The organism is Roseateles puraquae, assembly GCF_002205845.1.
Classification (GTDB): domain Bacteria; phylum Pseudomonadota; class Gammaproteobacteria; order Burkholderiales; family Burkholderiaceae_C; genus Pelomonas; species Pelomonas puraquae.
On sequence record NZ_NISI01000001.1, the window covers coordinates 756,282 to 781,249 of the forward strand.

At 68.2% G+C, this 24,968-nt stretch carries 17 protein-coding genes and 2 tRNA genes; 5 read left to right on the forward strand and 14 right to left on the reverse strand.

What is annotated here, in order from left to right; all coding sequences use genetic code 11:
- Positions 1-107 precede the first annotated feature (107 nt).
- The 6 genes from CDO81_RS03430 to CDO81_RS03455 form a co-directional block, all read right to left on the reverse strand.
- On the reverse strand, positions 108-3,275 hold the full coding sequence (locus tag CDO81_RS03430; RefSeq protein ID WP_088481736.1) for a TonB-dependent receptor: 3,168 nt from the start codon (positions 3,273-3,275) through the stop codon (positions 108-110).
- 678 nt (positions 3,276-3,953) lie between these two features.
- A tRNA-Arg gene (locus CDO81_RS03435) sits at positions 3,954-4,030 on the reverse strand.
- A gap of 16 nt (positions 4,031-4,046) precedes the next feature.
- Positions 4,047-6,029, reverse strand: a complete 1,983-nt coding sequence (locus tag CDO81_RS03440; RefSeq protein WP_088481737.1) for an OPT family oligopeptide transporter — start codon at positions 6,027-6,029, stop codon at positions 4,047-4,049.
- Between the two features lie 180 nt (positions 6,030-6,209).
- Positions 6,210-6,286 (reverse strand) — tRNA-Pro (locus CDO81_RS03445).
- Between the two features lie 15 nt (positions 6,287-6,301).
- Entirely contained in the window at positions 6,302-9,520 is a 3,219-nt protein-coding gene (locus CDO81_RS03450) for a UvrD-helicase domain-containing protein (protein ID WP_088481738.1), read from the reverse strand.
- Entirely contained in the window at positions 9,517-12,051 is a 2,535-nt protein-coding gene (locus CDO81_RS03455; RefSeq protein ID WP_241516887.1) for a PD-(D/E)XK nuclease family protein, read from the reverse strand. Before CDO81_RS03455 ends, CDO81_RS03450 begins: the two co-directional genes overlap by 4 nt.
- A gap of 149 nt (positions 12,052-12,200) precedes the next feature.
- Between CDO81_RS03455 and trxA the strand changes: the two genes are divergently transcribed.
- The 4 genes from trxA to CDO81_RS03475 all read left to right on the forward strand — a co-directional run bounded on the left by trxA (position 12,201) and on the right by CDO81_RS03475 (position 16,203).
- Positions 12,201-12,530 carry a thioredoxin TrxA gene (trxA, locus tag CDO81_RS03460; RefSeq protein ID WP_088481740.1) on the forward strand — a complete coding sequence of 110 codons (330 nt, stop codon included), beginning with the start codon at positions 12,201-12,203 and terminating at the stop codon, positions 12,528-12,530.
- A 242-nt stretch (positions 12,531-12,772) separates the two neighbouring features.
- Positions 12,773-14,038 carry a transcription termination factor Rho gene (gene rho / locus CDO81_RS03465; RefSeq protein WP_088481741.1) on the forward strand — a complete coding sequence of 422 codons (1,266 nt, stop codon included), beginning with the start codon at positions 12,773-12,775 and terminating at the stop codon, positions 14,036-14,038.
- Between the two features lie 127 nt (positions 14,039-14,165).
- Entirely contained in the window at positions 14,166-14,417 is a 252-nt protein-coding gene (locus CDO81_RS03470; RefSeq protein WP_088481742.1) for a type B 50S ribosomal protein L31, read from the forward strand.
- Between the two features lie 145 nt (positions 14,418-14,562).
- Positions 14,563-16,203, forward strand: a complete 1,641-nt coding sequence (locus tag CDO81_RS03475) for a hypothetical protein (RefSeq protein ID WP_241516826.1) — start codon at positions 14,563-14,565, stop codon at positions 16,201-16,203.
- A gap of 5 nt (positions 16,204-16,208) precedes the next feature.
- Here CDO81_RS03475 and phoR read toward each other — a convergent pair whose 3' ends face one another.
- The 7 genes from phoR to pstS form a co-directional block, all read right to left on the reverse strand.
- A complete protein-coding gene (phoR, locus tag CDO81_RS03480) occupies positions 16,209-17,576 on the reverse strand; it encodes a phosphate regulon sensor histidine kinase PhoR (protein ID WP_088481744.1) in 1,368 nt (455 codons plus the stop codon).
- Positions 17,577-17,592: 16 nt separating this feature from the next.
- Positions 17,593-18,294 carry a phosphate regulon transcriptional regulator PhoB gene (phoB, locus tag CDO81_RS03485; RefSeq protein ID WP_088481745.1) on the reverse strand — a complete coding sequence of 234 codons (702 nt, stop codon included), beginning with the start codon at positions 18,292-18,294 and terminating at the stop codon, positions 17,593-17,595.
- A 2-nt stretch (positions 18,295-18,296) separates the two neighbouring features.
- Positions 18,297-19,004, reverse strand: coding sequence for a phosphate signaling complex protein PhoU (gene phoU, locus CDO81_RS03490; protein ID WP_088481746.1), 708 nt, complete (start codon positions 19,002-19,004; stop codon positions 18,297-18,299).
- A gap of 14 nt (positions 19,005-19,018) precedes the next feature.
- Positions 19,019-19,804, reverse strand: coding sequence for a phosphate ABC transporter ATP-binding protein PstB (pstB, locus tag CDO81_RS03495; protein ID WP_088481747.1), 786 nt, complete (start codon positions 19,802-19,804; stop codon positions 19,019-19,021).
- Between the two features lie 12 nt (positions 19,805-19,816).
- Positions 19,817-20,677, reverse strand: a complete 861-nt coding sequence (pstA, locus tag CDO81_RS03500) for a phosphate ABC transporter permease PstA (protein ID WP_088481748.1) — start codon at positions 20,675-20,677, stop codon at positions 19,817-19,819.
- Positions 20,674-21,633, reverse strand: coding sequence for a phosphate ABC transporter permease subunit PstC (gene pstC / locus CDO81_RS03505; RefSeq protein ID WP_088481749.1), 960 nt, complete (start codon positions 21,631-21,633; stop codon positions 20,674-20,676). The genes pstA and pstC overlap by 4 nt, the downstream gene beginning before the upstream one ends.
- A gap of 155 nt (positions 21,634-21,788) precedes the next feature.
- Positions 21,789-22,838 carry a phosphate ABC transporter substrate-binding protein PstS gene (gene pstS, locus CDO81_RS03510; RefSeq protein ID WP_088482426.1) on the reverse strand — a complete coding sequence of 350 codons (1,050 nt, stop codon included), beginning with the start codon at positions 22,836-22,838 and terminating at the stop codon, positions 21,789-21,791.
- Between the two features lie 240 nt (positions 22,839-23,078).
- Between pstS and CDO81_RS03515 the strand changes: the two genes are divergently transcribed.
- A complete protein-coding gene (locus CDO81_RS03515) occupies positions 23,079-23,558 on the forward strand; it encodes a fasciclin domain-containing protein (protein ID WP_088481750.1) in 480 nt (159 codons plus the stop codon).
- 73 nt (positions 23,559-23,631) lie between these two features.
- On the opposite strand, the gene glmM is transcribed toward CDO81_RS03515, so the two are convergent.
- Complete coding sequence (gene glmM / locus CDO81_RS03520; protein ID WP_088481751.1) at positions 23,632-24,963, reverse strand: phosphoglucosamine mutase; 1,332 nt, start codon at positions 24,961-24,963, stop codon at positions 23,632-23,634.
- Between the last annotated feature and the right edge of the window lie 5 nt (positions 24,964-24,968).

Here is a 24,968-nt window from a genome sequence, read left to right on the forward strand (position 1 = left end):
CTCTCCGACACAACACAAGGGCCCGGGCCGCGGGCCCGAGCCAGAAGACGTAGGCCCGGCACGCCGGGGCACCGGCGCGGCAAGGCCCGTGGACTGACGCCGCGACCTCAGAACTTCATCTGCGCGGTCAGCTGGTAGGTGCGGCCCGGGTCCCAGTAGGTACGGGTCGCATACTCCTCCTGCACGAACGACTTCTGCTTGGCCGCCCCGAGGTTGGCCACGTCGAAGTTGATCGACACGCCGGGCTTCCAGCCCACCCAGTCACCGATCTCCAGTCGCGTGGAAAGGTCCATCTGGAAGTAGGCGCGGTTGGCCTTGATCAGCTTGTAGGCGACGTTGCCGTCGGCCGACATGGTGTCGAAGGAGCTCTGGGCCTGGTAGTTGCTGCTCAGCCGGATCGAGCCTCGGCTGTTCTCAAAGTACACCGTCAGGTTGGCGGTGTAGGGCGAGACACCGATGGGCACCTGGCCGCTGGTGCCAGGGTCCTGCAGGGTGCGCGTGTAGTTGGTGACAAAGCCGAAGCCGTTGATCGGCAGCCAGCGGTCCAGCGACTGCGACCAGGTCAGCTCCCAGCCCTTGAGCTTCATGACGTCTTCCGTGTTGACCGGCTGGCTGAGCGTCATCAGGTGCCGGTCGGGGCCGCCGCTGGCGTTCACGGCGGCCTCGGCGGTGCTGCCGGCCGCGTAGGTCAGGGAATCGGCGCCGTAGAGCTGGCGGATCTGCGACAGCGTGAGTTGCTGCGTGACCGTGCGCGGGAAGTTCTTGATGTGCTTGGCGAAGAACGCCGCGGCCAGGTAGCCGCCCTTCTTGTCGGTGTACCACTCCCAGCCCAGGTCCAGGTTCTTGGCCTCGAAGGGCTTCAGGTTGGGGTTGGTGGCCGTCACCTGCTGGAAGGCGACGTCATTGACCGTCAGCTGCAGCGGCCGCAGGTCGCTCGGGTTGGCGCGCGTGATCGACTTGGAGCCGGCCGCGCGGATGATCATGTCGTCGGCAATGTTGTAGGCCAGGGTGGCGCTGGGCAGGCTGCTGTTGTAGGAGGCGCGCGAGGACGTCTCCACGATCAGTTGCGGGTAGCGCGCGCCTTGGCTGGCATTGGTGGTGCCGCCGTCGGGCAGCGCCGTGGTGCGCGGGTCGGCCACGGCGGTGAACACCCCGATGGTCTGCATCGCGTGGGTGCGGCGCAGGCCCAGGTCGTAGCGCAGCAGCCGGTCGAATACGCGGGTCTTGCCGTTGACTTCCAGGTAGGTGCCGAAGATGTCTTCACCAAAGCGCTGGGCCGACACACCGCTGAAGCCGTTGCCCGTTCCGGCCGTCAGGTTGGAGGCCAGGTCGTAGTAGCGCGTATCAGCCGCAAAGCGGGACCAGTCCAGGTTCACGAAGCCGGAGCGGCCGGGCATCAGGTACTTCGACACGTCGGGCACGGCGGAGCCGAGATAGGCCAGCGCCGGGGCACCCTTCGTCCAGCCCGTGCCGAAGCCGGGGTACTGCGAGGCCACGTTGACCGACGCGGCATTGGCCGCGGTGATGCTGCCGTTGCAGGCATTGGGGTTGGTGCTGTTGGGGGCAGCCATCGCAAAGTTGAGATACCCGCCGCAGGTGATGTTGGCCCAACGCCCGTCGTCGCCCATGCCGGTGATGCGACGCAGATAGGTGTCGTAGGCCATGCCGCCCTTGACCGTGAGGCGATCGTCGCCCCAAGCCAGGTCCCAGCGCGCGCCGCGGGTCTTGATGTCGCGACCCTCACCATTGATCGTGGCCGTGACGCCTGTCGGGCCGCCGGTGTACCAGCCGTAGTTCTTGGGGTCGTTGGGGTCGATGCTGGGCGTGTAGACGGGGTAGTCGCCGTTGTGGCTGATGGAGGTGGTAAACGGTTTGGCGACGTTGGTGGGAATCAGCAACGTCGGGGCCAGGCGGTCGAAGGTGCTGCGCGCCATGTTGCCCTGGGCGGTCAGCTTCCACTTGTCGGCCACGCGCCACTCGAAGCCGGGCGTGATCGACGTGAACGAGGTGTTCTCGTCCATGCGCCGCCACTCCAGGAAGCCGACCGAGTTGAGGAAGGTGCCGCCCGTGGCAAAGCAGTAGTTGCCGCAGTCGGTGCGGTCGTAGGTCATGCCCATCGGGATGACGCCGCTGTTGCGCACGCTGATGTTGAAGTCGGAGCGCTCCTGGCGGTTGGTCTTCTTGCCGAGCAAGAGATCGAAGTAGCTGTCGAAATCGTCGGTGGGGCGGAACTCGAAGCTCAGCAGCCCGTTCAGCCGCTTGCGCTGGCCCTCGAAATAGACCGGCCGCGGCAGGCGGGGCACGTAGCCGTTGTCCAGCTGCTGCACGGTGGCGCCGGGGTTCAGCGCCTTGAGCAGCGCCGCATCAATGACCTGGCCGGCGACCAGGGTCTGCGTGACGCCGCCGACCGTGTAGGTGCCGGCGGCCGCCGCGGGCACGGTGGTCGGGATGTTCCAGGCGCCGGCCGTCGTCCCGGCGGTGCTGGAGGTGATGCCCGACTGCGAGGGGTTGGCCAGGCGCGGGGTGATCCAGTCCTGCACATAGCCCACCTCGAAGCCTTTGGTGGCGACGCGGTTGTCGGCGAACGACACGCCGGCCAGCACGCCAAAGCTGTCACTCAGCGTGGTGCTGTAAAGCGCCGTTCCCCGCGTGCTTGCATGCGGCGACGGGTCGTTCTTGGCCAGTTGCAGCTTCAGCACGCCGCGGGTGCCTGGCTTGTCGAAGGGGCGCGCCGTGCGCATGTTCACCACGCCGGCGATGGCGCCTTCGAGCATGTCGGCCGTCGGGCTCTTGGACACCGTGATCCGCGAGAACAGGTCGCCGGGCAGGAAGTCGAGGTCGACCTCGCGGTTGGCGTTGGAGGCGCTGCCGAAGCTGGTGGACGCGGACGCCACCGGCGCGCCGTTGAGCAGGATGCGCGTGAAGTTGGCCCCGAGGCCGCGCACCTGGATGTTCAAGCCTTCGCCGGTGACGTCGCGATTCACCTGGACGCCCGGCACGCGCGAGATGGATTCGGCGAGGTTGTTGTCCGGGAACTTGCCAATGTCCTCCGCGTGGATGGAGTCCGTCAGGCCGATGTTGTCGCGCTTCTCGCGCGCCGATGCCGCCAGCGAACTGCGGAACCCGCTGACCACGACGGTCTCGAGCTGCTTGGGCTGTTCGGCCTGTTGGGCATAGGCCTGGTTGACCAGTGCGGCGAGCACCGTGACCGTCAGCGCGCCGCGGGGCGCGGGCACCGCGCGTGGGCGGCCGCAGCCGGGCTGGGATGTCTTCATGCTTGTCTCCTGAGTGGGGCCATCGAGGGCCGATTGCGTGGCCAGGGCACTGACGGCCCTTTCTGATGGTTTGGGTCACCCACGGGTGTCATGCCATCTGCCAGCAAATTATGTAGCGCTACCAATTCTTGTTGGACTCAGGTTTGCCCTCACACATTCAGCAAGGCCGGAGGCGTACGGGCGCGCTCCTGGAGCGACGGCTGGCAGGCATATCTGAATCGGTATCGCTGGACAGGAAAGATTGATCAATCCAGCAGAGGCACTGTTGCGCACCGACGGCGGACAACCGCCCGAGAAGCCCATAAACAGGGGATTCGCAGTCGCTTCGACGGCGTTTTGGCGTCGTGCTCCACGGCGCCATCGCGTCCACCACGCGAGGCCGACGTGTGCCGCACCCCAAGAAGATCCGGCCTCTCGCTGGCGAGCGCCCGTGGGACGGAGCGCTGCTCGCTCGCCGCCTGGTTGCGATATCAGGAACGCAAATGGAGCCAACACCCAACCCGCCAAGCGAGTCAGCGCCCCTTAGACAGCGCCAGAGCCCTGGAGCAGCTCGCGCTCGGGCTGGGACGGCGACTCACCGAGCCGTACCGTCACCCACGGCGCGCACGCGCCTGCCGGCCTGTATCGGCATAGACCAGCGCAACCAAGGAGCGGGGGGTGCGCGTTGCACCCCGGAGATGGCCTGTCCGGAGGGACTCGAACCCCCGACCTGCTGCTTAGAAGGCAGCTGCTCTATCCAGTTGAGCTACGGACAGGCTGAACGCGTGATTATCAGATCAGCACGTTGATGATGGCGTCGCCGATGCCCATCAGCGCGGCGCCGGAGATCAGGCCGGCGCAGATGGGCTCCATGCCTTCCACCCAGATGCGATGACCGCGGCTGCCCGGGTTGGCCTTGTGCTTGCGGGCCATGTACCAGAACAGCAGCGCACCGACGAACATCATGAACGTGGCTTGCGGCGGCAGGGTGACGCCCAGGCCAATGGCCACCGCCGACAGGCCCGAACGGCCGCGCGTGACGATGCGGGCCACTTCGATGACGACGGCCGCAATCGCAGCGACCGCCATGGAGATGAGCGCGGAGGTGGGCAGGCTGGTCAGGCCCTTGGCAATGATGTCGGCCACGCCCTTCCACTGCAGCGCCGCGGGGAAGCCGAACTGGTCGGAGACCATGCTCGCCGCGGTGTTGACGCCGTTGGCATCAGGCTTGATGAAGAGCAGGAAGAACAGCGGCACGCACACCAGCACGCCGGCCAGGTTGCCGATCACGTGGCCGATGGCCTGGTGACGCGGCTTGCCGCCCAGCATGTAGCCGGGCTTGATGTCCGACAGCAGGTTGGCCGCGTTGGAGGCCACCTCGGCCGTCATGCCGGCCGGCAGCAGGTTGGAGCCGGGGTTGCTGCGGTCCAGCGCACCCATCGAGAACTGCGTGATCTTGGACAGCGCACCCGTGGGCGTCCAGGAGGTCAGCGCCATCGAGTTGGTGCAGATGACGGTGAGCACGAAGATCAGCGGCAGCGACACCAGGGTCAGCCACAGCGGCACGCCGAAGAAGGCGTGCGTGGCGTAGCAGCCCATCAGGCTGACGACGGGCACGCCGATCCAGGAGATCCACAGCGGCACTTCGATGTCCTTCAGCAGATCGCTCTGCGGCTCGGCCGGCTTGGCCGGCTTGCGCTTGAAGGCCGCCACGAAGATCTCCGGCTTGGCCAGCAGGCTGACCAGCGCGCCGACCACCATCATCGTGACGCCCCACCACAGCGACCACTGGTTGACGATCTCCACCCGGCTCAGCGGCACGAGCACACCGTTGGGGCCGATGCGGGGCGCGATGTCACCGACCTGGATCATCACCGGCGCCAGCACCACGAAGTTGACGAAGGCGCCGAGGAAGCAGCTCGCCGCAATCGCGATGCCCATCAGGCCGCCGGTGCCGATCAGCGCCGCGTCCACCACCAGGCGCAGGCCCAGGGTGCGGAAGTCGGTGCCGAGGATGTTCGGGATGAAGCCATGGGCCTTGACCGCCCAGGCGTAGTAGTAGTCGTCGATGCGGTCGTGCAGGTGCCAGGGCTCGGTCAGGCCTGCCCACTTGTCCAGCATCAGGATCTTGAACTGGACGAGCTTCATCCAGCCTTCGCCGCAGATGCCCTGCAGCAGCGCGGCGCCGCCCGCCACCCACCCAAGCAGCTTGGCCTTGAACACGCCCTCATTGCCCTGCCCGTGATACAGCGAATCCAGCACCACGCCACAGGCCCGGCCCTCGGGGAAGGGGGCCTGGTCTTCATTGATGAAGCGGCGCTTCAGCGGGAAGGCCAGCAGCACGCCGATGAGCGACACCAGGAACATCCAGATGCCGATCTGCCACCAGGCCGGCACATGCCCCGAGACGAGCATGTAGGCCGGCAGGCTGGAGATCAGCGCGGTCGTCACGTAGCCGGCAGCGGTGGCGATCGACTGGGTGCAGTTGTTCTCCAGGATGGTGTAGTCCTGCGCGAAGCCGCTGGCATGCAGGGCCCGGAAGAGCGCGAACGCGAGGATCACCGAGGTCAGGCCGACCCCGAGCGAAATGCCGGTCTTGGCGCCGATGTACAGGCCGGTCGACGAGAGCACACCGCCCAGCAGGAAACCGGTCAGGCCCGAACGCAGCGTGAGCTGGGCCATGTCGCCGCGGAAGACGTTCTTGAACCACCACTCGTCCTTTTGGGCGCGGGACCAGGTGGCGATCTGCTCGTCGGTCAGGTGTTGAAGTGCCATGGAATCTCAGGCTGCGCTTGTGGCGCGGCCCCGGTTGAAGCAAAGCTGCGGATTGTCCCGGCCGACCGCTCGGTCGACCTTCGGGGATGCCCCAGGAGCGAGAGCCCCCGGATGCGGGGGCTTCAAAAAAAACAAAACCCGCCGCCGGCAACAGCCAGCGGCGGGTTTGTCGAAAAGGTTTGGTCGGGGCGGCGGGATTCGAACTCGCGACCCTCTGCTCCCAAAGCAGATGCGCTACCAGGCTGCGCTACGCCCCGATCAAGCCGCGCATTCTAGTCCAAGGTGACGACCCTTCCCGTGCCGGTGATAAGCGCGGCCCGAACGACCTCTCCTGGCTGCAACGCCTGCACCGCCGTCACGTAGCCGCGCAGCTGCTCGTGATAAGCCTGCACGGCCTCCGGCGTGAGGCCGAGCTTGTAGTCGAGCACCCACCAGGTGGCCGGCTCGGTGGCAGTGGCGCGGCGGTGCACGAGGCGGTCGATGCGCCCTTCCCCGCCGGCCACGGTCACCGGCACCTCGTTGCCGGCCCAGAGCAGCGCCGAGGGGTCGAAGAAGGGCCGTGCCGCGTCGCTGCCCAGGATGGCTTCGACGCTGCGCGCCAGTTGGTCGCGGCCTGCCGCGTCCAGGCCGAAGGCCTGCGAGCTGCCGGCCAGCAGCACCTCCAGGGGCTGGGCCTGCCCCGGTTGGCTGGCCCACTCCAGCACGCGATGCAGGGCCTCGCCCACCTGGGCGGCGCGGGCGTTGTCGGCCGCGCGCACCGGCAGCGGCTGACGCTCGCCCTGCCAGGCCGGCAACGGCCGCCAGCAGCGCGGGGGCGCTTCGCCGGCCGCGCCCTCTTGCAGCGGCACCGGCCAGGGCTGGCCCAATGGCGCCAGGCGCGACCACCAGCTGTCCTGTGGCCGCTTGGCCGGCGTGCGGCTCACGATGAGGGTGCGCCGGGCCCGCGTGAGTGCGACGTAGAGCGCATTGAACTCCTCTCGCTGGCGGGCTGCCTGCTCCTCAGCCACCAGCCCGCCCAGGGACGGCGGCGGCTTGGCTTCGGAGCCGAAGAAGGCCGCGCGCTGCGGCGCCGGCTGGCCGACCGGCCAGTCCAGCAGCAGGCCGTAGGTCTCGGCCTTGGGAGGCGCGGCCTCGGCATCCAGCAGCACCACCACGTCGGCCTCCAGGCCCTTGGCGCCGTGGATGGTCAACAGCTGCACACCATCCCCCCCAGGCGCAGCCGCCCAGGTGAGCGGCCGGCTGCGCAGCGCGCGCACAAAGCCGTAGAGCTGGGCATAGCGGCCGCCGTCCAGGTCCAGCGCCGCGCGCAGCAGCGCCTGCACGCTCTGCACGCGGGCGCCGGCTTCGGTGGGCGGGCTGCTGGCCAGCAGGCGGGGCAGCAACTCACCTTCGTGCACGATGCGATCCAGCAGCTCATGCGGCGTGCTGCGCGTGGCTGCGGCCTGCCAATCGGCCAGCAGCCGCTGCGCCCGGGCCAGCGCCGGGCTGGGTGATGGCAGGCTCTGCACCGCCGCCCACCAGGGCCGGGGCGTCTCGGTGGCCGGCGCGTCCAGGTAAGCGATGCGGCCGGCGGCGGCGGCCAGACGCAGCAACTCGTCTTCTCCGACGCCGAACAGCGGGCTCGCGAGCGCCTGGGCCAGCGACAAGTCGTGACCTGGCGAGGCGAGCGCATCCAGCAGCGACAGCAGATCACGCACCGCCGGGGCCTCGGCCAGCGACGTCTCCTCGGGCGCCGCGTGCGGGATGCCAGCCGCCGTCAGGGCCGTGCTGAGCTGGCGCAGCGGCTCGCGCTTGCGGGCCAGCACGAAGACCTGCCCGGGCCGCAGCTCCGGCCGGGCCGCCAGCAGGCCTGCGATGCACGCGGCCACGCGCCGCGCCTCGGCCTCGCGGCGCTCGAACTCGGGCTCGTGGCGAGGCTCGGTCAAGCTGGGTCGCCAGGCCAGCGGGTCGATCTCGCGCTCGGCCTTCTCGCCCGGCGGTCCGTCCAGCAGCCACAGGCCCGCCAGCGCATCACTGCCCGGCGCGCCCTCGGTGGTGTGAGGCCGAAAGCCCTCCAGCACGCCGTCCAGCGCCCCGTTGACGGCCGCGAGCACTTCAGGCGCATTGCGCCGGGTGTGGTCGCAGGCCAGGCTAGCTCCACCCAGGCCACCGACGATGAACTCCCGCGCGGCCAAGAACACCCGCGGCTCGGCCCGACGGAAGCGGTAGATGCTCTGCTTGGGATCGCCCACGATGAAAACGCTCAAGCCCGCGCCGCCGCCCGCGCCGGCATAGGCCGACAGCCAGCCATGCAACGCCTGCCATTGCAGCGGACTGGTGTCCTGGAACTCATCGATCAGCAGGTGACGCACCTGCGCATCCAGCCGTTGCTGCACCCAACCGGCCAACTCCGGCTGGGCCAGCAGCGCCAGCGCACCGCGTTCCAGGTCGTTCATGTCGACCAGGCCGCGCTGGCGCTTCAGCGCCTCGAACTCGGCCACCAGCCGCAGGCCCAGGCGGCACATGGCCGCATGCTGTTCCGCGGCGGCCTGCTGCTCGGCATCGGCGCGCAGGGCCTCCAGGTCAGCGGTGACCTGGCGCCACAGCGGCAGGTCGTCGCAGGCCTTGCCGAGCTTGCGCGGGGAGCCCATGCCCTTCTCGGTGAACAGGGCCGCCAGCACCTCGCCGAGGCTGCCGGCGTCGATCAGATCGGCCGCAGCGCTCTGCGCCTTGGCGCCGGTGATGGCTCCGAGCGCGCGAGCCAGCGCGGCAATGTCCGGCGCCAGCGCCTCGAAGCGTTCGGCGGGGTCCTGCGCCGGGGGTGGCAGGCTGCCGGCGAGCACGCGATGGGCATCCGCCAGGCCCAGCTCCACCCGCTTGGCGAAGGCGGCCAGCAGCCACTCCCGCAGGTTGTGTCGCCCCCGCGCCAGGGTCAAAGCCTGGAAGTCGGCCAGCAGCGCGGCGTCGGCCAGCACGGCGGCATGGAAGCGCCGCCAGAGCGTGGGCATCAGCTCGGCTTCGTCCTCGATCAGCTGCAACTCGGGCGAGATGCCAAGCTCCGTCAGCAGCGACAGCGGCGCCGCATGCAGCAGCTGGGAGAACCAGCCGTGGAAGGTGCGCACCTCCACACCGCGGCCGCCCCGAAGCAGCTCCGCCTGCAGCTGCGCGAGCCGCGGGCGCAGGCGGTCGGCATCCTCGGCCGAGAGGCCCCGATCGACGAGGGCCTGGCGCTGGTCGGCCTCGTTCGCGCGGGCGAACTCCGCGAGCCACTGGGCCAGCCGCTCGCGCATCTCGCCGGCGGCCTTGCGGGTGAACGTGATGGCCACGATCTGCTGGGGCTCGGCGCCCGCCAGCAGCGCACGCAGGATGCGCGACACCAGCATCCAGGTCTTGCCCGCACCGGCGCAGGCTTCGACGATGCTGCTGCGCGCCGGGTCGCAAGCGATGGCGTAGAAAAGCTCCCGCGGAATGCGCTGGCCGTCGGCGTAATAGGCGAACTGGGTGCCGCTCATGTCAGGTCGTCTTTCCGGCACAGGCCGCGGGCTTCGCAGTAGTCGCAGACGCGGCCTTCGCCCAGCGCTGGCAGCGCCTGGCCCGCGAGCACGGCCGAGAGGTCGGCTTGCAAGCCCTCTCGCAGCACCCGCGCGGTGGCGCTGACCTCCGGGTGAGGCACGGTCACCAGCGCATCGGGCTCGTCCATCGCGAGATAAGCGGCCTGCAGGGCCGGGTTGGCCTCCATCAGCAGGGCGTAGACCGCGAGCTGGGTGTCCTCCAGCGGAGTCTTGAGCTTGTCCTTGAGGTCTTTGGCGCGGCCGGTCTTGTAGTCCAGCAACAAGCGGCCGGCCGGTGTGATGTCAATGCGGTCGATGCGGCCTTGCAGCGTGACGCCGGCCAGTGAGCCCTCGAAAGGCTGGCAGCGACGCTCGACCTCGCCCGCCTCGAAGCGCTGGCCGGCGGCTTCGGTCTCGGTCAGCCAGCTGATGTAGCGCGGCAGCACCCGCTCGAACGCCGCGCGAAACGGCAGGAAGTCCGCCGCGTCCAGGCTCGCAGCTTCCGCATCGGCCGCCGCACGCAGGTCGGCCAGGTCGTCGCCACTGCGCGACTCATGAAAGCGCCGCAGCACGTCATGCAGCCAGGTGCCGTAATCGCGCTTGTCGAGTTCAACGTCCAGTTCGTCGGGCTCGCGCAGGCCGAGCACGCTGCGGCTGAAGAACTGATAGGGGCAGTTGCGCAGCGCCTCGATGCTGCTGGCGCTGAGTTGCACCGGCAAGCGGCGCGGCACCGCGGCGCGGCGATGCGCCGGCAGAGACGCGAGCGGCGCTGCCTCACGTTCGTCCACCCAGGCGGGCACTGGCCCACCCCAGGCGGCTTCCAGGCGCTCGATCAACGGGCTGGGCGGCAGCGGCTCGGCGCCGGCATGGCTGCAGCGAAGCAACGTCACCGCGGGCAGGCGCAGCAATTGTGCGAAGGCCCAGGCCTGCGCCGCGCGCTGCGCGGCCAGGTGCGGCAGACCGAGGGCTTGGGCATCGGCGTCCGACAGCACGCCATTGCGCGGCGCGGCGGGCGCCAGCGTCGCCGCGTCGGCGCCGGGAAGCACGGCAGCCCCAAAAGGCCGCAGCAGCACCCGGGCCAGTGGCGTGATGACCACCGCGGGCTGGGCGTCTTCCGCCGGGCTGAACTGCGCGCTTTCGAGCGTGGCGTCCACCCAGGCCAGGAACTCATCCGGCCGCAGGCGGGTGGCGCCGATGACCTGCTCATGCGCGCTGCCTGCCCAGGGATTGCGGCTGATCCACAAGGCGCTGAGCAGCGGCTCGCCGCCCTCGACCTCGGCCAGCGAGCCCAGGCGACGGAGCACGCGGCCCAGGTCGGCCAGCCAGCCGCCGAGCTTGCGCGGCCCACCGGCCAGCGGTTCGGCCGCATCACGTGCCTCGCGCCAGAGTGGCAGACCGAGCGCGTCCAGCGGGCCGGTCTCGCGCCAGCCCTTGCGGCGGCACAAGGCCTCCAGGTCCCGCAGGGCCTCGGCGTCAAAGCCGGCCCCGAGCGACGACTTCATCCAGGCCAGCCAGTCGTCCACGCCCCCCTGCGCCAGTTGCGCGCGCAGCAGCGCCATCAGGGCCGCCGCAGCCGGCGTGGTGGCCAGCGTCCAGCCGGTTTCGTCATGGATGGGCACGCCCTGGCGCATCAGCAGGGTGCGCACGCGCCGCACGGCCACGCGGTCCTGGGCCAGCAAGGCCACAGGCGTGCGCCCGGCGTTCAGGTGCTGCAGCACGGCGGTGGCGGCTTGCTCGGCCAGGGACTCGAAATCGGTGCAGCGCGCCAGCTGCAGCTCGGCGCCGGTCGCCGGGACGCTGTCGAGGTCGACGTCCGCCTGTAGGCACAGCGACGGCACCGCGCCGGCGGTGAGCGCCTGGGCGAGTGCGTCAGGGCCGCCCACTTCAAGCACGAGCCAGGCGCTGGGCCGCTGTGTGAAGAGGGCATCGGTGGCCAGCGCGCGGTCGTCGGACTGTGCCCAGGCCAGGGCCACGAGACCCAGGGCACGCTCCAGATCGCCAGGGCCGCCTGCCTGCGACGCCAGGCGCTCGGCGGCCGATTCGAAGAAGGCCGCCCGCTGCGATGGGGCGCGCTGGCCCGCGGCACGGCTCAGGGCATGTGCCGTCTCGACGAGTCGGGCGCGCGCGGCCACATAGGCCTTCTCGTCACGGGTCCGCAGGGCCTGGGCCCAGGATTGGCCCGCGAGCAGGCCATCGGCCGTGAAGGCGTCGATGGCTGCATCCCCGCTGATCTGGCCCGGTGCGGCCAGCCGGCTGGGGCCGAGCGACGAGGCCAGGCTGTGGCTGGTGGTGATCAACGGCGCCCAGCCACCCTGCGCAGCAAAGGCGCGGCGGGCGGGAGCGATCTGTTGCGCGAACGGCAGCAGCAGCACCGCGTCGCGCGCGGCAGCGCCCCGGCTCGCCAGCCAGTCGCTGCTCACGGCGGCCAGGCGGCGCCAGAAGCCGGGAATGTCTTCTCCAGGCACCAGGCCCAGGCTGAGGGTGTCGTGCACTTGCAATTGGGGCCTCCCGCCCCGAGCTACCGGCTCACTTCGGTCACCCCGGTGACCGTCCGGGCAAAGTGGCTATGTCACAATGATTTTGCCTATACGGACGGTACCCGAGGCGGTACCGCCACCCTTCTGAGGCCAAGGAACCTCCCATGAGCAGCGAATTGATCAAGCACGTTTCCGACGCGTCGTTCGACGCCGACGTCATCCAGTCCGGCAAGCCGGTGCTGGTGGACTACTGGGCCGAGTGGTGCGGTCCCTGCAAGATGATCGCCCCCATCCTGGACGAAGTCGCCAGCGGTTACGGCGACAAGCTGCAGGTCGCCAAGATGAACGTCGACGAGAACCGTGAAGTGCCGGCCAAGTTCGGCATCCGCGGCATCCCGACGCTGATGCTGTTCAAGGACGGCCAGCTCGCCGCCACCAAGGTCGGCGCCCTGTCCAAGGCCCAGTTGACCGCCTTCATCGACGCGAACCTATAATCGCGCCCAACTGCTGCAGTGCACGTCTGACGCCTACCGGCGCCGGCACTGCAGCAGCCAAAGCCAACACGCCCCGGGTTCCACGGAACCCAGCCAGCGTGGCCTCGGCTCCCCTCCCCCAACTTCTCTGAATCTGCCTTGCTCGCTGTTTGAGCGTTGGCCCTTTCGGTCCTGTCCCGGGGAAGCCGTGGAACCGCCGTTTCGCCTGGGCTGGCGCTGCGGCCCCTGACGGGTGTTCACCCATGCATCTTTCCGAACTCAAAGCACTTCACGTCTCCGCCCTCATCAAGATGGGCGAGGAGCTGGAGATCGACAACGTCACCCGCCTGCGCAAGCAGGAGCTGATGTTTGCCATCATGAAGAAGCGCGCCAAGGCCGGCGAGCAGGTCTTCGGTGATGGCGTGCTCGAGGTGCTGCCGGACGGCTTCGGCTTCCTGCGCTCCATCGAGGCCAGCTACATGGCGTCTACCGACGACATCTACCTGTCGCCAAGCCAGATCCGACGCTTCAACCTCCACACCGGCGACCTCGTCGAAGGTGAAGTGCGCGTGCCCAAGGACGGCGAGCGCTACTTCGCCCTCGTGAAGGTCGACCGCGTCAACAACCAGACGCCGGAGGAGAGCAAGAACAAGATCATGTTCGAGAACCTGACGCCCTTGTTCCCCAAGGAGCAGTTCAAGCTCGAGCGTGAAGGCTTCAAGGGCGAAGAGAACATCACCGGCCGCATCGTCGACCTGATCGCCCCCATCGGCAAAGGCCAGCGCGCGCTGATCGTGTCGCAGCCCAAGACCGGCAAGACCGAGATGATGAAGAGCCTGGCGCACGCGCTCGTGGCCAATCATCCCGACTGCCACCTCATCGTGCTGCTCGTCGACGAGCGCCCCGAGGAAGTGACCGAGATGATCCGCACCGTGCGCGGTGAGGTCATCAGCTCCACCTTCGACGAGCCCGCCGCCCGCCACGTGCAGGTGGCCGAGATGGTCATCGAGCGCGCCAAGCGCCTGGTCGAGCTCAAGAAGGACGTGATCATCCTGCTGGACTCGATCACCCGCCTGGCCCGCGCCTACAACAACGTGCTGCCCAGCTCCGGCAAGGTGCTGACCGGCGGTGTCGACGCCAATGCCCTGCAGCGCCCCAAGCGCTTCTTCGGCGCAGCCCGCAACATCGAGGAAGGCGGCTCGCTGACCATCATCGGCACGGCGCTCATCGACACCGGCTCGAAGATGGACGAAGTCATCTACGAAGAGTTCAAGGGCACCGGCAACTGCGAAATCCACCTGGATCGCCGCATGGCCGAGAAGCGCGTCTATCCGTCCATCCTGATCAACAAGTCCGGCACGCGCCGCGAAGAGCTGCTGCTCAAGCCCGAGATCCTGCAAAAGAGCTGGATCCTGCGCAAGCTGCTCTACAACATGGACGAGATCGAGGCGATGGAGTTCATCCTCGACAAGATGAAGGCGTCGAAGAACAACCTGGACTTCTTCGACATGATGCGGCGCGGCGGCTGACCCTTCTCAGCCCCAACTAGCCAAACCGCTGGGAAGCCCGCTACAATCGCGGGTTTTCCGCCCAGACAACTCCGGAAAGTGCGCCCAGCGTATTGAGCGTGGCTCCCGACCTAGCCAAGAGGTTCCCATGAAAGAAGGCATTCACCCCAACTACCGCGACGTCGTGTTCGTCGACCTGTCCAATGGCTTCCAGTTCGTGACGCGCTCGACCGTCCAGACCAAGGAAACCATCGAACTCGACGGCAAGACCCTGCCGCTGGTGAAGCTGGAAACCACCAGCGAGTCGCACCCCTTCTACACGGGCACGCAAAAGAGCGTCGACAACCTGGGCGGCCGCGTCGAGAAGTTCCGCAACAAGTTCGCTCACCTCAAGAAGTGATCGGGCCGCAGTCCTTGCGACTGCACCACCACCGAAAGGGCAGCTCAGGCTGCCCTTTTGCATTCTTGCTGCACTGCTGACACGCTTTTGCCTACCCCTGCCGGTTTGACGGCATGATGCCGCCCGTCTCATCCCACATTCCCGCGTGAACCTGCCCACCCCCGCCATCGTCGCCGAGCGCGGCGTCGAGCGCCTGCCACGACTGGCGCTGATCCTGCTGTGCGCCGCCTACGTGCTGCCCGGCATCTTCGGCCGCGACCCCTGGCGCAATGCCGACCTGACGGCCTTCGGCTTCATGGCCAGCATCGCCGAAGGCCGCGCCTCCTGGTGGCAACCGGCCATCGCCGGCATCCCGGCCGACGGCGGCCCCCTGCCCTATTGGCTGGGCGCGCTGGCCATCAAGGCCCTGCCCTTCCTCGACGCCCCGGTTGCCGCCCGCCTGCCGTATGCCGTCGTCCTCGTGGGCGTGCTGGTGGCCGTCTGGTATGCCTGCTTCCATCTGGCCCGCACCGAGGCGGCCCAACCCGTGGCCTTCGCCTTCGGGGGGGAGGCGCAGGCGGTGGACTACGCCCGCGCGCTGGCCGATGGCAGCCTGTTGGCGCTGATGGCCTCGTTGGGCCTGCTGCAACTGGGGCACGAGACGACACCTGAGCTCGTGCAGTTGCTGGCGGTGGCCGTCTACCTGTACGGCCTCGCTGCTGCGCCGTTCCGCGCCTGGCGCTCCCGCCTCGCGGTGCTGGCCGCGTTGCCGACCCTGGCCGCCAGCGGTGCCCCGACCGTCGCCTGCGCCTTGGGCGTGCTCGGCGTGCTGTTGAACCACCGCTCCAGCTACGACGCCGCCAAGTCGCAACGCGCCTGGCTGCTGGGCGCGCTGACACTGGCGGTCGTGGCCGCCTGGGCTTTCGATGGCTGGGCCTGGCGACTGCAACCGGAGGTGCATGTCGGCTCGCTGCTCACCTTGCTCGCCTGGTTCTGTTGGCCGGCCGGCCCCCTGGCGCTATGGACGCTGTGGCGCTGGCGCCGACACGGCCTGCGGCGACACATCACGGTGCCGGCCATCGCGCTGCTGGTGCCGCTGACCGCCTGCATCGGCATGGACGGCTCGGAGCGCGCGCTGCTGTTGGCGCTGCCGTCGCTGGCCATCCTGTCAGCCTTCGCGCTGCCCACGCTCAGCCGCGGCTTCTCGGCGGCGGTGGACTGGTTCTCGGTCTTCTTCTTCAGCGCGGCTGCCCTGTTCTTCTGGCTGTACTACCTGTCGATGCACACAGGCTGGCCGGAGCGGCCGCTCGCCAATCTGAAGCGCCTGGCCGAGGGCTTCGAACCCCAGTTCAGCCTGGTCGCCCTGGTGATGGCGGTGCTGGCCTCGGTCGCCTGGCTGGCCCTGGTGCGCTGGCGCACCGCGCGGCACCGCCATGCGCTCTGGAAGAGCCTCGCCCTGCCCGCCGGTGGCGTAGCCCTGGGCTGGTTGCTGGTCATGAGCCTGCTGCTGCCGCCGCTGGACTACGCCCGCAGCCTCGCCCCGCTGGTGTCGCGCCTGAAGGCCCGCATGCCGCCCGAGGTGTCCTGCCTCGCCGCCCCCGAGCAGAACCTGCCCACGCTGGCAGCGCTTGAATGGCACGGCGGCTGGACGGTGCTGGGACGAGGCGCCATTGCCACGTCCGGCTGCAGCTATGCGGTGGTGGGCGCCGGCCAGGCCACGCCGCCGGGCTGGCAGGTGGTGGCGCAGGTCAAGCGCCCGACCGACCGCAGCGGCAGCGCCGGCCTGGTGTTGCTGAAACGGCAGTGACGCCTTCAGTGGTCTGACAGCGCGGCGGCGTTGAAGGCCGCTTCGTCTCCGAGCGCCGAGTCGCTGGCGTGGCGCACCCGCGCTGCCGGGAACATCAACCGGAAGCGCGAGCCTTTGCCCACTTCGCTTTCCACCATCAGCTCGCCGCCATGCCTTTGCATGATGTGCTTGACGATGGACAAGCCCAGCCCGGTGCCGCCCGTCTCGCGGGACCGGCTGCCGTCCACGCGGTAGAAGCGTTCCGTCAGGCGCGGGATGTGTTCGCGCGCAATGCCTGGGCCGGTGTCCACGACACAGATCTCCGCGTTGCCCCCTTCCAGCACGCGCCAGGCCAGGTCGATCTGGCCGCCTTCGGGCGTGTAGCGCACGGCATTGGTCACGAGGTTGGCAATGGCGCTGAGCAATTCGCTCTCGATGCCAGCCAACTCCGCGTGCGTCGCCGGGCGCAGGTTCAAGCGATGGCTGCCGGCGGACAGCACCTCGGCGTCTGCCGCAATGCGCGTGAGGAGCCCGTCCAGCGCCACCCAGCGGTCTGGCGCCGGCCGCGGGCTGCCTTCCAGCTGCGCGAGCGTGAGCAAGTCGGCCACCAGGGTCTGCATGCGCTGGGTCTGCTGGTTCATCAGCGTCAGCACGCGGTCTCGCTCGACTGCGGTGAGCGGCAGGGTGTGCAGGGTCTCGATGAAGCCCGCGAGCACGGTCAGCGGCGTGCGGATCTCGTGCGACACGTTGGCGACGAAATCCCGCCGCATGGCCTCGTTGCGCACCCGCTCGGTGATGTCCAGCGACAAGACCAGCCGCATGCCCTCGCCGTAGTCCCGCACGATGATGGACAGCGTGCCCGGGCCCCGGCTGTTGCCCAGCACCAGCGGCTCGGCATAGCTGCCCGCCTGCAGATAGGCGACGAAGGCCGGCGCCCGAACGAGGTTGGTGATGCGCTGGCGCAGGTCACGCTCGGGGTCGAGAGAGAAATGGTCGGCGGCGACCCGGTTGCACCAGACGATCTGCTCCTGCGCATCCAGCATCAACACGCCATTGGGCGAGGCCTCGATCGCCGACAGGAACTGCTCCAGCTCCAGCCGGCCACGGGCGACCGAACGGTCACGATCCCGCACCGCACGCTCGATGCGATAGCCGAGCTCGCCCCAGAGCCCGGTGTCACGCGGCGCGCTGTCGAGCTGATTGCCGCGCAGCCAGGTCAGCAGCCGATGGCCGCGGACCGCATCGACGAACAGCATCAGCACCACACCGCAGAACACCCCGACACCGAGCGCCAGGCTGTCCACGCCCGTGGCCGCTCGCACGACCGCTCCCACACCGAAACCGAGCAAGGTGGCCCCGAGGGCCATCAGGAGTCGCGACAGCAGCCAGGTCATGCAGGAACGAAACGCCTCAGGCCGACAGCGCGCTGCTGTGTTGGGTCAGGCGGTAGCCGGCACCGCGCACAGTCTCGATCATGCGGGCGCATTGCACGCGCTCCAGGGCCTCGCGCAGGCGCTTGACGTGGACGTCGATGGTGCGTTCCTCGATGAAGACGTGGTCGCCCCAGACGCGGTCCAGCAGCTGCGAGCGGCTGTGCACGCGCTCCGGATGGGTCATCAAGAAGTGCAGCAGCCGGAACTCGGTCGGGCCGAGCTTGACCTCGGTGCCGTCGCGGCTCACGCGGCGTGTGCCTGGGTCCAGCAGCAGCGGGCCCACCTCCACCGCACTGTCCAGCGCCTCGGGCGCCTTGCGGCGCAGCACGGCGCGGATGCGGGCGAGCAGCTCGTTGGTGGAGAACGGTTTGGTGACGTAGTCGTCGGCGCCAGCATCCAGCCCGGCGATCTTGTCGCCTTCTTCGGCCCGGGCCGTCAGCATGATGATGGGCAGCTCCTTGGTGCGGGCCGCACCACGCCACTGGCGCGCGAGTGCCACGCCGCTCTGGCCGGGCAGCATCCAGTCCAGGACCACCAGGTCGGGCAGCACGCGGTCGACCTCGTACTGCGCCTGGGTGGCGCTGGCGGCCAGCGTCACCTCGAAGCCGGCGTGACGCAGGTTGATGGAAATGAGCTCGGCAATCGCCGATTCGTCTTCAACAACAAGGATGCGGCTCATGCTCAACGGACCATGGTTTCGACGGCCTCGGGCGTGTTGTGGCGCACGTCCTGACCCTTGACGATGTAGATGACGACCTCGGCCAGGTTCTTGGCGTGGTCGCCGACGCGCTCGATGGCCTTGGCCACGAACACCAGGTCGATCGACGACGAGATGGTGCGCGGGTCTTCCATCATGTAGGTGATGAGCTTGCGCAGCAGGCCGTCGAACTCCTTGTCGATCTCGTCGTCATGCTTGAGCACGTCCAGCGCGCGCTCCACGTCCAGGCGAGCAAAGGCGTCGAGGGCCTTGCGCAGCTGTGTCGTGGCCAGCTCGGCCTCGTAAGCCAGGTCAGACATCGGCACGCGCAGCCGGCTGGACACGCCCCCCGACACCAGGCGCTGCGCCGTGCGGGCGATGCGGGCTGCTTCGTCACCGACCCGCTCCAGGTTGGCGATGCTCTTGGAGATGGCAATCAACAGGCGCAGATCGCGCGCGGTGGGCTGACGGCGGGCGATGATGGTGGAGAGATCCTTGTCGATCTCGACTTCCATCGCATTGACACGGCCTTCGCGGGCCAGCACTTCGTCGGCCGACTCGGCCGAGAAGTCACCGAGGGCCTGTACCGCCTGGGCCACCTGGGCCTCGACGAGGCCGCCCATTTCGAGCACGCGTGTGGAGATGCCGCTGAGCTCGGCGTCGAACTGGGTGGAGAGATGTTTGTCGACCATTCTTGGCTCCTGGGTCAGCCGAAGCGACCGGTGATGTAGTCCTCGGTGTCCTTGCGCTTGGGCTTCATGAAGAGGTCGGCTGTGGGGCCGAACTCGATCAGGTCGCCCAGGTACATGTAGGCCGTGTAGTCGGAGCAGCGCGCAGCCTGCTGCATGTTGTGGGTCACGATGGCCACGGTGTAGTCACTCTTGAGCTCGTGGATGAGCTCTTCGATCTTGCCGGTGGAGATCGGGTCCAGTGCCGAGCAGGGCTCGTCCAGCAGCAGCACTTCGGGCTTGATCGCAATGCCACGGGCGATGCACAGCCGCTGCTGCTGACCGCCGGAGAGGCCGGCACCGCTCTGGTTGAGCTTGTCCTTCACTTCGGTCCACAGCGCGGCCTTCTTGAGGGCCCATTCGACGCGCTCATCCATCTCCACGCGCGGCAGCGTCTCGAACAGGCGCACGCCGAAGGCGATGTTGTCGTAGATGGACATCGGGAAGGGCGTGGGCTTCTGGAAGACCATGCCGACCTTGGCGCGGATCAGCGAGACGTCATCCTTGCTGGCGAGGATGTTCTCGCCGTCCAGCAGGATCTCGCCTTCGGCACGCTGTTCGGGGTAGAGCTCGAACATGCGGTTGAGCGTGCGCAGCAGCGTGCTCTTGCCACAACCCGACGGGCCGATGAAGGCGGTGACCTTCTTCTCGGGGATGTCGAGGTTGATGTTCTTCAGGGCGTGGAAGTTGCCGTAATAGAAGTTCAGGTTGCGCACCGAGAGCTTGGCGCGCTCGCCCACGGGCGTTTCGACTTTGGCGTCCATGAAAGCGGTTCCTTAGTGTTTGTTCTTGAAGAGCACGCGGGCCAGGATGTTCAGCATCAGCACGCCCACGGTGATCAGGAAGACGCCGGCCCACGCCAGCTTCTGCCAGTTCTCGTAGGGGCTCATCGCGAACTTGAAGATCGTGACCGGCAGGCTGGCCATGGGCGAGCTGAGGTCGCTCGTCCAGAACTGGTTGGACAGGGCCGTGAACAGCAAAGGCGCCGTCTCGCCCGACACCCGCGCCAGGGCCAGCAGGATGCCGGTGATGACGCCGGCGCGAGCCGCCTTGAGCGTGATGGACAGAATGACCTTCCACTTCGGCGTGCCCAGCGCGTAGGCCGCCTCGCGCAGTGCGTTGGGCACCAGGCTCAGCATGTTCTCGGTCGTGCGGATGACCACGGGGATGACCAGCAGCGCCAGGGCCAGCGAGCCCGCAAAGCCCGAGAAGGTCTTGAACTTGGCCACCACCACCGCGTAGACGAACAGGCCGACCACGATGGAGGGTGCCGACAGCAGGATGTCGTTGATGAAACGCACCGCGCTGCCGAGCCAGGTCTTCTGGCCGTACTCGGCAAGGTACACGCCGGCCAGGATGCCCACCGGCGTGCCGACCAGCGTGGCCAGGCCCACCATCACGAAGCTGCCGAAGATCGCGTTGGCCAGGCCACCGCCCTCGCCCTGCGGCGGCGGCGTCATCTGGGTGAAGGTGGCCAGGCTCAGGCCGCCGATGCCGAGATAGATGGTCTCGAACAAGATCCAGATCAGCCAGAACACACCGAAGGCCATGGCCCCCAGCGACAAGGTCAGCGCCACCGCGTTCACGCGCTTGCGCTTGGCATGCATGGCCAGGCGGCCCGCGTCAAGTTGGCTCATGAACGGGCTCCTTCGCCCTTCTTCAGGCGTGCGAGCAGCAGCTTGGAGATGGACAGCACGATGAAGGTGATGAGGAAAAGGACCAGGCCGAGGTACATCAGCGAGGCCTGGTGCAGGCCCTCGCCGGCTTCGGCGAACTCATTGGCCAGCGCGGAGGTGATGCTGTTGGCGGCTTCGAAGACCGACAGCGAGCTCAGCTGGTTCATGTTGCCGATCACGAAGGTGACCGCCATCGTCTCGCCCAACGCGCGCCCGAGGCCCAGCATGATGCCGCCGACCACGCCCGTCTTGGTATAGGGCAGCACCACGCGCGAAACGACCTCCCAGGTCGTCGCGCCCAACCCGTAGGCCGATTCCTTCAGCATGGGCGGCGTGACCTCGAAGACGTCGCGCATCACCGACGCGATGAAGGGGATGATCATGATCGCCAGGATGATGCCGGCCGACAGGATGCCGATGCCCACGGGCGGGCCCGAGAACAGCGCGCCGAGATACGGCACCCCACCAAACATCGCCTGCAGCGGCTGCTGCACGAAGGTGGCGAGGATGGGCCCGAACACCAGCAGGCCCCACATGCCGTACACGATGGACGGCACGGCCGCCAGCAGCTCGATGGCGATGCCCAGCGGGCGCTTGAGCCAGCTGGGCGAGAGTTCGGTCAGGAAGATCGCAATGCCAAAGCTCACCGGCACGGCAATGATCAGCGCGATGAAGGAGCTGGCCAGCGTCCCGTAGATCATCACGAGGCCGCCGAACTTCTCTTGCACCGGGTCCCATTCCGCGCTGGTGAGGAAACCCAGGCCGAAGGCCTGCAGTGCGGGTGCGGCACCGATGATGAGGGAGGCGATGATGCCCACCATCAAGGCCAGCGTGAGCCAGGCGGCACCTTGCGACAGCGCGGCAAACAGCGCATCGGCCCAGGGGGCCACGCGGCGGCGCGGAGGTTGCGGTTTCATCGAATGCGGCTGAGGTTCGCTGCGATCGGCATCGCGGCTGTCGGCGGGGAGTATGGCGGCCAAGGAACCTCCGAAAAGGTCAGGTCAGGAAATGCGGCGCCACCTGTGCCAAGGCCCGGCGAGTGCCGGGCCATGGCCGGATCAGCGCCCGGGGATCACTTGTAGGCGATGGCCTTGCCGGCGGTGTCCTTGATCTGGTCGGCCCACTGCTTGCGCACCAGGTCCTTCACGCTCGCGGGCAGCGGCACGTAGTCGAGGTCGTCGGCCATCTTGTCACCGTTGACGTAGGCCCACTCGAAGAACTTGAGCGCGGCGCTGGCGTTGGCGGCCTTGTCCTGCGACTTGTACATCAGGATGTAGGTCGGGTTGGTCAGGGGCCAGGCGGTCTTGCCGGGTTGGTCGGTCGTGATCTGGTAGAAGGTCTTGTTCCAGTCGGCACCAGCGGCGGCGGCCTTGAAGGCGTCATCGCTCGGGTTCACCCACTGGCCGTCCTTGTTCTTCAGCTGAACGAACGTCATCTTGTTCTGCTTGACGTAGGCGTACTCAACGTAGCCGATCGAGTTCGGCAGACGCTGCACGAAGGCGGCCACGCCCTCGTTGCCCTTGCCGGCCGTACCGGCCAGCCACTTCACCGTGGTGCCTTCACCGACCTTTTCCTTCCACTCGGGGCTGACCTTGGACAGGTAGTTCGTGAAGATGAAGGTGGTGCCAGAGCCGTCAGCGCGGGCCACCGGAGCGATGGCGGCATCGGGCAGCGGCACGCCGGGGTTCAGCGCGGTCAGGGCCGGGTCGTTCCACTTGGTGATCTTGCCGAGGTAGATGTCGGCGAGGGCCTGGCCCGTCAGCTTGACCTGACCCGGGTTGATGCCCTTGATGTTGATGACGGGCACCACGCCGCCAATCACCGTCGGGAACTGCACCAGGCCGTCCTTGGCCAGTTCTTCGTCCTTCAGCGGCATGTCCGAGGCGCCGAAGTCCACCGTCTTGGCCTTGATCTGGCGGATGCCGGCACCCGAGCCGACCGACTGGTAGTTGATGCGGGCGCCCGTGGCCTTGTTGTAGGCGTCGGCCCACTTGGCGTAGATCGGCGCCGGGAAGGTGGCGCCGGCACCGGTCACATCCTGTGCCTGGGCGGCGGAGACGCCGAACAGACCCGCCACGGAAGCGGCGAGCGCGAGGGACTTGCTGACCTGGACAAAGTTCATCTGAAACACCTTCCGCTGAGCGGTTTTGACGACGTCCGCCATCCTAGGGAGGCTTTGTGACGATTCGGTGACTTGGCCGTCACAAAACGGTTCTTCCTAACCCCGGCGCCCGAAGGGAATGGCTCGACCGATGGGTCTCGCCGCCGTTTATGACATTGTCATTTTTCCCTTCATGCGATTGTCATCTTGGGTTTCTAGAGTGCGCCGCACGAACTTTCAACCCCACTCGGAGTGCACCCCATGATTCGTCGTACGTCGCTGATGGCCCTGGCTGCCGCGGCGCTGCTGGCCGCCTGCGCCACCACGCCCGCCCCGGCGCCCCTGACAGACACCCTGGCCCGCGACCCGCAGCTCAGCACGTTCAACCGCCTGGTGGCGCAAGCGGGGCTGGCTGACGAACTGCGCACGGCCGGCGCGCTGACGGTGTTCGCACCGAGCGACGAGGCCTTCAAGGCCGTGCCCGCCAAAACGATGGAAGCCCTGGCGGCCGACCCGGCGCAGCTGAAGGCGGTCCTGGCGTATCACATCATCGACGGCCGCGTGACCGCCGCTGACGTCAAGCCGGGCGCCGCCAAGACGCGCCAGGGCGCTTCGCTGGCCCTGGCCAAGGCGGGCAGCTTCGTGACGGTGGACGATGCCGTCGTCCAGCAGGCCGACGTGGTCGCCACCAATGGCGTGGCTCATGTGATCGACCGCGTGCTGATGCCGCCGAAGAAGTAAGCACGGCGTCCTCGCCCGACATCACCCAGCAAAAGGCCGCCCGAGGGCGGCCTTTGTCATCGGCGGGCCTCGATCAGGCCGCGACCGCGTCGGCGAGGCGGCGTGCGCAACGCTGCGCGAGGTCCGCGTCGGATGCTTCCACCATCACGCGCAGCAGGGGCTCCGTACCCGATGCTCGAATGAGCACCCGGCCCCGGTCGCCCAGTTCAGCCGTCACCGCCGCCTGGGCTTCTGCCAGGCCGGTGCTGTTCTTCCAGTCCTGGCCCGGCTGCAGGCGCACGTTGATCAGGGTCTGCGGAAAGAGATCCACCCCCTGCAGCTGCTCGGCGAGGCTGCGCCCGCTGCGGCAGACCGACTGGAGCACCAGCAAGGCGCTGACGATGCCGTCGCCCGTGGTGTGCTTGTCCAGGGCCAGCAGGTGCCCGGAACCTTCGCCGCCGAGCTGCCAGCCCCGGGCCGCCAACTCTTCAAGCACGTAACGGTCACCCACCTTGGCGCGCACGAACTCGACATCCCGCGCCCGCAGCGCCAGCTCCACCGCCATGTTGGTCATCAGCGTGCCCACCGCACCCGGGACGCGCGCGCCCTGGCTCAAGCGGTCGGCCACCATGACGTAGAGCAGTTCATCGCCGTTGTAGAGGCGCCCGCTGGCGTCCACGAGCTGCAGCCGGTCGGCATCGCCGTCCAGCGCCACGCCGTAGTCGGCCCCATGGGCCTTGACGGCCTCCACCAGCGCGCCCGGCGAGGTCGCACCGAAGCCGGCATTGATGTTGAAGCCGTCAGGCTTGCAGCCAATGGCGATCACTTCGGCGCCCAGCTCATGGAACACATCCGGCGCCACGTGATAGGCCGCGCCGTGGGCCGCATCGACGACGATCTTCAGGCCCTTGAGGGTCAGGTCCGAGCCGAAGCTGTTCTTGCAGAACTCGATGTAGCGGCCTCGCGCATCTTCCAGGCGCTTGGCGCGGCCGAGGCTGGCGGAGTCGACCCACTGCGGCGCTTCCTCCAGCGCGGCTTCGACGGCCAGTTCCCACGCATCCGGCAACTTCTCGCCCTTGGCGGAGAAGAACTTGATGCCGTTGTCGGCGAAGGCGTTGTGCGAGGCGCTGATGACGACACCCAGGTCCTGGCGAAGTGCGCGCGTCAGGTAGGCCACGCCCGGCGTGGGCAGCGGGCCCGTCAGCAGCACGTTGACGCCGGCCGACGCGAAGCCCGCCTCCAGGGCCGACTCGATCATGTAGCCAGAAATCCGGGTGTCCTTGCCGATCAGGACCGTCGGGCGCTTGGCCGACTGGCGGAGCACGCGGCCTACCGCGTGGCCCAGGCGCAGCATGAAGTCGGGGGTGATGGGGGCCTGGCCGACCGTGCCGCGGATGCCGTCGGTGCCAAAGTACTTGCGGCTCATCGAGC